Source organism: Methylobacterium sp. WL6, assembly GCF_008040095.1.
Classification (GTDB): domain Bacteria; phylum Pseudomonadota; class Alphaproteobacteria; order Rhizobiales; family Beijerinckiaceae; genus Methylobacterium.
The window spans coordinates 1-7,457 of sequence record NZ_VRVH01000228.1; the positions used below are offsets into that span (position 1 = coordinate 1).

The following is a 7,457-nucleotide window of genomic DNA, read 5'->3' on the forward strand; positions in this document are numbered from 1 at the left end:
CACCCGGCTCCCGCCAGCTGCCCTATCGCTCGTCATGTCGGTGGACCAAGTCCAGAACCGCGTCGCCGCCGCCCCGTCTCGATGAACAGGGGTATACGGACCACCCAGCAGCCCGTCAACAGCCAAATGCGGAGAAATCCATAAAATCCGCGACAGGCGTGTGACGCGGACCTCCCGGGTTCCGGCGACGACGGCAGGCCCCTCCGGGAAGCCGACTCATCCCCACCCGTCCTCTTCGCGCGTCAGTGGCTGCGGCTCTCGGACGGCAGGCGTCGGCCACCGTCCGCGCGGATGGGAAGCCTGCCGAACCCTCCGGCCGTGCGATCACGGGGTTTTCGCAAATCTGGCCCGCGGAGTCCTTCGGCACGACATCGACGTCCGTCGGCGGGCCGGGCGATCGCCCGGGCAGGCGGCCCGAGCTCAGCCAGCTCCCGCCGATCGCGCGACCGTCAAGCGCGCGGCCAACCCGGCATCGGGTTCAATCCCCGTACGCCCGCGCGGGCCGATCGAGATCGAGGGTGACGGTCAGGCCGTCATAGGCCGGCACCACGCCGGGCGGCAGCTTGGCCGCCAGCGTCGCGTGGTCGAGGTCGGTGTGGAGATTGGTGAGGATCGCGCGGCGCGGGCGCACGTCCGCGATCAACGCCAGCGCCTCCGAGACCGAGTAATGGGTCGGGTGCGGGGTCTCGCGCAGGGCGTCGATGATCAGCAGGTCGAGATCGTGGAGCCGCGCCCGGCTCGCCTCGGGCAGGAGGCTGAGATCCGGGATGTAGGCGGCCGGCCCGAGGCGGAACCCGAGGGCCGCCTCGTTGCCGTGGTCGACCGGCAGCGCCTCCGCCTCGATCGCCCCGCCCTCCCCGCGGACTGCGACGATCTCGTGGATCGGCAGATCGCGAAGGTCGAGGATCGGCGGGTAGGCGCTGCCCGGCGGCGTCTTGAAGCAGTAGCCGAAGCGGGCGCGGAGCAGGTCGCTCGTGAGCGTATCGGCATGGACCGGGATGCGCGCGCGCATCTGGATCACCAGGGGGCGCAGGTCGTCGATGCCGTGGGTGTGGTCGGCATGGGCGTGGGTGAACAGCACCGCATCGAGGCGCGTCACCCCCGCATCGAGCAGCTGCTCGCGCAGGTCCGGGGAGGTGTCGATCAGCAGCGTCGTGGCGGCCTCGCCCTCCCGGCGCTCGACGAGGATCGAGCAGCGCCGGCGTCGGTTCTTCGGGTCGTGCGGGTCGCAGGCGCCCCAGCCGTAGCCGACGCGGGGCACGCCGCCGGACGAGCCGCAACCGAGGATGCGCAAAGTCAGCGTCGCCATCCGGACCTCCCGCTCGGGTGGTATCCGAGGACGGCGCCGGTTGTCACGCGGACGGGCCTGCCTTCAGGTCCGCCTTGGCGAACAGGCGATGGAAGTTCGCGGTGGTCAGGCGGGCGAAGGCCTCCGCTTCGAGGCCGAGGGTCCCGGCCAGCGACCGGGCGGTGTCGGCGGTGTAGGCCGGCTCGTTGGTCCGGCCGCGATGCGGCTCGGGGGCGAGGAACGGCGCGTCGGTCTCGACCAGGATGCGGTCGGGTGGCACCTGCCGGGCGATGTCGCGCAGAGCCGTCGAGCGGCGGAAGGTGACGATCCCGGAAAACGAGACGTAGAGGCCGAGCGCGACGCCGGCCTCGGCCAGCCGCGCGCCCGACGAGAAGCAGTGCAGCACCGCCGAGAACCGGCCGCGGCCCATCTCGTCGGTCAGCACCCGCTCCATGTGGGCGTCGGCGTCGCGGGCGTGGATCACCAGCGGCAGCCCGGTCGCGCGGGCGGCCTCGATGTGGGCGCGCAGCACCCGCTCCTGAACCGGTTCGGGCGCCGCGTCCTCGTAATGGTAGTCGAGCCCCGCCTCGCCGATGCCGATGCAGCGCGGGTGGTCGGTCAGCGCCGCGATGGTCTCGGGCGCGACGTCCGGCTCCTCGGCCGCGCCGTGCGGATGGGTGCCGACCGTGTACCAGACCTCCGGGTGCGCCTCGGCGATGGCGCGATAGGTGTCGGCCTTGGCGACCCGCGTCGCGATCGTGAGCATCCGGCCGACGCCGGCGGCCTTCGCCCGGGCGATCACGCCCGGGAGGTCGGCGGAGAAGTCGGGGAAGTCGAGATGGCAGTGGCTGTCGATGAGCATGCGGTCCGGGAGCCTGGGCGAGGGGTTCGGTGTGGCGGGAACGGCCGGCTCACGCAGCCGGTGCCTCGGGCTTCTCGAACCGCGGGAAGATCGGGCTCGGCGCCGGCAGCGGCGTTCCGGGCGTCAGGCGGCCGCCCTCCCCCACGTCGGCGAAGAGGCGCCGGTCGGCCGGCACCGCCAGCACGTCGAGCAGGCTCGCGGCCGAGCGCGGCACGAAGGGCTGCACCAGGATGCCGACCGCGCGCAGAACCTCCGCGGTCACGTAGAGCACGGTGCCCATCCGCTCCGGATCGGTCTTCTTCAGCTTCCACGGCTCTTCCGCCGCGAAGTAGCGGTTGGCATCGGCCACCACCGCCCAGATCTCGGCGAGGATGGAATGGAGCGCGAGGTCGTCCATCAGCGCCCGCGCCCGCGCCGGCAGCGCGTCGGCGGCGGCGAGCAGTGTCCGGTCGGCCTCGGTGAAGGCACCCGGCTCCGGGACCGCTCCGGACACGTTCTTGGCGATCATCGAGAGCGAGCGCTGGGCGAGGTTGCCCAGGTCGTTGGCGAGGTCCGCGTTGATGCGGGTGATGATGGCCTCGTGGCTGTAGCTGCCGTCGCCGCCGAAGGGCACGTCGCGCAGCACGAAGTAGCGCACGGCGTCGACGCCGTAGGTGTCGGCGAGGTCGATCGGGTCGAGGACGTTGCCGAGCGACTTCGACATCTTCTCGCCCTTCGAGAGCAGGAAGCCGTGGCCGAAGACGCGCTTCGGGAGCGGCAGCCCGGCCGACATCAGGAAGGCCGGCCAGTACACCGCGTGGAAGCGGACGATGTCCTTGCCGATGACGTGCAGGTCCGCCGGCCAGAATTTCCGCCGTTCGTCGGCCTCGTCCGGGAAGCCGGTGACGGTGAGGTAGTTCGTCAGCGCGTCGACCCACACGTACATGACGTGGCCGGGCCGGTCGGGCACCGGCACGCCCCAGTCGAAGGTGGTGCGGCTGACGGACAGGTCCTTCAGGCCGGAGCGCACGAAGCTCGCGACCTCGTTCTTCCGCGATTCGGGGCCGATGAAGTCCGGTTGCGCGTCGTAGAGGGCGAGCAGGCGGTCGGCGTAGGCCGAGAGCCGGAACAGGAAGTTCTCCTCCTCCATCCACACGACGGGGGTGTCGGTGGCGAGCGAGCGGCGGGTGCCGTCCTCCAGGAGGCGGGTCTCGTCCTCGCCGTAATAGGCCTCGTCGCGGACCGAGTACCAGCCGGCATAGGTGTCGAGGTAGATGTCGCCGTTGGCCTCCATCCGCCGCCACAGTTCCCGCGCGGCGGCGGTGTGGGCGGGCTCCGTCGTGCGGATGAAGCGGTCGTAGGCGCAGTCGAGCCGGTCGGCCACCGCCTGGAACCGGGCCGCCATGCCGTCGACGAAGGCGCGCGGCGTGGTGCCGGCGCGCGACGCCGTCTGCTGGATCTTGAGACCGTGCTCGTCGGTGCCGGTGGTGAACAGCACCTCGTAGCCGTCGAGGCGCTTGAAGCGCGCGATCGCATCGGTGGCGACCACCTCGTAGGCGTGGCCGATATGCGGCGCGCCGTTGGGGTACGAGATCGCCGTGGTGATGCTGAAGGTCTTGGTGCTGTTCGTCTTGGCGGTCACGTCGGACATTCCCGGATACGCGGCTCTGCAGGATCGGCGCCGTTCCGGCGCGGCGTCGTGCGCGTTCGCCGGCGCCGAACCGGCACCGTTCGGGACGATGCTCTAGCCGGTCCGCACGGCGCCCGCGAGGTCCGCGAACAGCGACAGGACCACGGGCCGGCGATCGAGATTGTAGGTCGCGGCCTCGCGCGCCGTACGGCCGAACTTCTCACACACCTCGACCAGGGCCGCAAGGCGCGCCGGCGGCTCCGCCCGCCGGCGGTGGAGCTCGGCCGAGACGAAGCGCTCGACGGTCTCCAGGCCGGCCGCGAACAGGGGCTCGGCCTCGCGCCCGGCGAGCTTGTCGGCGAGCTTGAGGACGCGGCCCCAATCCGGATGGTCGGCGCGCGACAGCAGGGTCTCCATCTCGGCGACCAGCCCCTGCATCGCCGGATCGAGCATCGCGACGGCGCGCGCCACCGAGCCCTCGGACAGGTCGGCGGCCCGGGCGAGCGCCTCGGCGGAGGGCGCCGGGAACGGCGGCGGGAAGCCGGACACCACCGCCGCCACGGCGCCCGCGTCCAGGGGCCGGAGCGCGAGGGCGCGGCAGCGCGACCGGATCGTCGGCAGGAGCCGGCCCGGCGCATGGCTGACGATGAGGAACAGCGCGCGGGGCGGGGGCTCCTCCAGCATCTTCAGCAGCGCGTTGGCGCCGTTGGCGTTCAGGTCCTCGGCGCTGTCGACGATACAGATGCGGTAGCCGGCATTGCCCGCGGTGGAGCCGAACAGCTCGAGCGCCTTGCGCACCGCGTCGACCGGGATCCTGGTCGGCAGCGTCTTCGCGGTCGGCACCCGGTGGCGGCGCAGGGCCACGAGGTTCGGGTGCGAGAGCGCCGCGATCTTGGCCGTCACGGGATCGCCCGCGGCGATGTCGAGGCCGGGCGCGTGCGAGACCCCGTCGGGGTCGGCGAGCAGGCGGCGGGCGACGCGGTAGGCCAGGGTCGCCTTGCCGATGCCGGCCGGGCCGCCGATCAGCCAGGCATGGTGCAGGCGGCCCGAGGCGATGCCCTCGGCGAAGGCCGCTTCCGCCTCGGCATGGCCGACGAGGCGCAGCGTCTCGCGCGGACGGACGATGCCGGGAAGGTCGCCGGGCTCGACGTCGTCGGGGGCGCGATCAGGCGGCATCGGTGCGGCCTTCGGTGTCGGCAAGGAGGCCGGGCAGGCGCGCGGCGACCGCTGCGCGGACCGCGTCCGCGACGGCATCGGGATCGCGCGCCGCGTCGACGAGGACGCAGCGCGCCGGCTCGGCCTGCGCGATCGCCCGGAAGGCATCGCGGAGGCGGGCGTGGAAGGCCAGCGCCTCGGCTTCAAAGCGGTCCGGTGCGGCCTGCGCCCCTTGTGCCCCCTGCCCGGCCGCCCGCGCCCGCGCACGGGCCAGGCCGATTTCGGGGTCGAGGTCGAAGATCAGGGTGAGGTCGGGCCGTGTCGGCCCGACGACGACCCGCTCGAGCGCCGCGACGGCTTCCGCATCGAGACCGCCGGCGGCGCCCTGGTAGGCGCGGGTCGAATCCATGAAGCGATCGCACAGCACGACCTCGCCCGAGGCCAGCGCCGGGCGGATCAGGCGGTCGAGGTGGTCGATGCGCGCGGCCGAGAACAGCAGCGCCTCGGCGAAGGGCCCGTAGGGCTTGGCGACCCCGGCGAGCAGCGCCGTGCGGATCTCCTCGGCGCGGGTCGAGCCGCCGGGCTCGCGGGTGGTCGTGACCGTGCGGTGCGCGCCGAGCGTCCGGGCGAGACGGGCCACCTGGGTCGACTTGCCCGCGCCCTCCCCGCCCTCGAAGGTGATGAAGACGCCGCGATGTGTCGAAGCGGTCGGGGTCGAAGCGGTCATGGCTGCCGACGCGGTGGTGGCAGCATGGGGCCGCGCCTCTCGGTCCTCACGACGGGTTGGCGGGCTTCTCGCCAGGCTTGTCGCCGGCTTTCTCGCCCTTGCCCGCCTTGTCGAAGGCGCGGCGGACGAGGCCGGTGCCGAACTCCAGCGCGGCATCCATCGCGCGCTGCTGGATGGTGCCGGCCTCGACGGAGGCGCCGGCATAGAGCGGCTGGTCGAGCGCCACCGCATCGCCGCGCATGATCTTAAGGCGGCCGACCTCGCGGCCCTCCTCCACCGGGGCGACCAGCGGCCCCTGGTAGACGGCGCGCGCCGTCACGCGATCCGAGGAGCCGCGCGGCAGCAGCACCCGCACCGGCTTCTTGGCGACCAGCGGCACCGATCCCGACGCGCCGCCGAACACCGAGGCCTCGGCCACCGTCTCGCCGGGGGTGAACACCTGCCGCGGCTCGAAGGCGCGGAACCCCCATTCCATCAGCTTGCGCGCCTCGGCCGCACGGTCCCGCGCGGTCTTGAGGCCGGAGATCACCATGATCAGGCGCTGGCCGTTCTGCACCGCCGAGCCGGTGAGCGCGTAGCCGGATTCCTCGAGGTAGCCGGTCTTGAGGCCGTCGGCGCCGATGTCGAGGGCGAGCAGCGGGTTGCGGTTCTGCTGCTTGATCTTGTTCCAGGTGAACTCGCGCTCGGAGAAGATCTTGTACAGGTCCGGGTAGGTATCGATGATGTGCGCGGCGAGCCTGGCCATGTCGCGCGCGGTGACCCGCTGGTCGGGCGCCGAGTAGCCGGTGGCGTTGCGGAAGGTCGAGCGCGTCAGCCCGATCTCCTTCGCGCGCTGGTTCATGATGGCGGCGAAGGCCTCCTCGGAACCCGCCATGTTCTCGGCGATCGTGATCGCCGCGTCGTTGCCCGACTGGACCACGAGCCCGCGCAGCAGGTCCTGCATCTTGATGCGGCTGTTGACCTGGGCGAACATCGACGAGCCGCCGCCCCCCGCCCCGCCCCGGCGCCACGCGTCCTCGGTCACCGTGAACTCGGTCTCCATCGTCAGCCGCCCGGATTTGAGGGCGTCGAACACGATGTCGGTGGTCATCAGCTTGGCCATGCTGGCCGGGGCGAACGGCTCGTCGGCCGCCTTCTCGAACAGCACCGAGCCGGAATCGGCGTCGACCAGGATCGCGTGCGGCGCCGCGGTCTGGAAGACCTGCGCGCGGGCCGGCGTCGCGAGCGCGCAGGCCGCCGCCAGAAGGAAGACCCAGGTCCTGCGCATCAAAAACTCCCGTGCGGCCAGGCCGCCACGCTCGCGAACATCCCGCCTCGGATAACAAGCGTGACCATATTACGGTTTCCGCGCCGGATCGAATGCGAAATGACGCAGCGCACCTGCCCGCGCACCGACCGAGGCGGGTTCTTCTACGATCCGAGGTTGCTTCGGGCCGAGATCGCCGGGACCTGAACGATCCCCCGGCCGCCGGGATGCGCAGGGGGTCGGCCCCGGCCCGCCGGCCCTCCCCGCGACCGCGGGACCGCCGGTCGTCTCGCGGACGACCGGGCTCCGCCAGGACGGGACAGCGCCGGCTCGTCAGTAGATCCCGGCGAGCCGCGCGCCGCGCTTGTCGGCAGGCTTGCCGGGCGGCTTCGCGGCGAGGTCGACGCGGCTCTTCACGACTGCGCGGGCCGTTCCCTTGTCGCCCGAGCCCTTGTCGCTCGGGGCCGCGGCGCCCGTGAGCCGGGCCAGCGCGAGCTTGGCCGAGGGCGGCATCGCGGGCGGGACGGAGCCCGGCCGGGCCGCCGGCATCCGTGCGGGCACGGCCTGGGC

At 72.6% G+C, this 7,457-nt stretch carries 6 protein-coding genes and 1 pseudogene; all 7 read right to left on the reverse strand.

What is annotated here, in order from left to right:
• Positions 1-478: 478 nt before the first annotated feature.
• A complete protein-coding gene (locus FV230_RS21560; protein ID WP_147843857.1) occupies positions 479-1,309 on the reverse strand; it encodes an MBL fold metallo-hydrolase in 831 nt (276 codons plus the stop codon).
• A gap of 43 nt (positions 1,310-1,352) precedes the next feature.
• The gene (locus FV230_RS21565; RefSeq protein WP_147843858.1) at positions 1,353-2,150 is read right to left on the reverse strand and encodes a TatD family hydrolase; all 798 of its coding nucleotides are present in this window, start codon (positions 2,148-2,150) and stop codon (positions 1,353-1,355) included.
• Between the two features lie 49 nt (positions 2,151-2,199).
• A complete protein-coding gene (gene metG / locus FV230_RS21570) occupies positions 2,200-3,771 on the reverse strand; it encodes a methionine--tRNA ligase (protein WP_246694950.1) in 1,572 nt (523 codons plus the stop codon).
• Between the two features lie 102 nt (positions 3,772-3,873).
• On the reverse strand, positions 3,874-4,935 hold the full coding sequence (locus FV230_RS21575; RefSeq protein WP_147843860.1) for a DNA polymerase III subunit delta': 1,062 nt from the start codon (positions 4,933-4,935) through the stop codon (positions 3,874-3,876).
• The gene (gene tmk, locus FV230_RS21580; RefSeq protein ID WP_147843861.1) at positions 4,925-5,641 is read right to left on the reverse strand and encodes a dTMP kinase; all 717 of its coding nucleotides are present in this window, start codon (positions 5,639-5,641) and stop codon (positions 4,925-4,927) included. The genes FV230_RS21575 and tmk overlap by 11 nt, the downstream gene beginning before the upstream one ends.
• A 46-nt stretch (positions 5,642-5,687) precedes the next feature.
• Positions 5,688-6,908: a D-alanyl-D-alanine carboxypeptidase family protein gene (locus tag FV230_RS21585; RefSeq protein ID WP_147843862.1), complete on the reverse strand. Its 1,221-nt coding sequence runs from the start codon at positions 6,906-6,908 to the stop codon at positions 5,688-5,690.
• A 312-nt stretch (positions 6,909-7,220) separates the two neighbouring features.
• Positions 7,221-7,457: pseudogene (locus FV230_RS29860) on the reverse strand (septal ring lytic transglycosylase RlpA family protein); the annotation flags it as partial.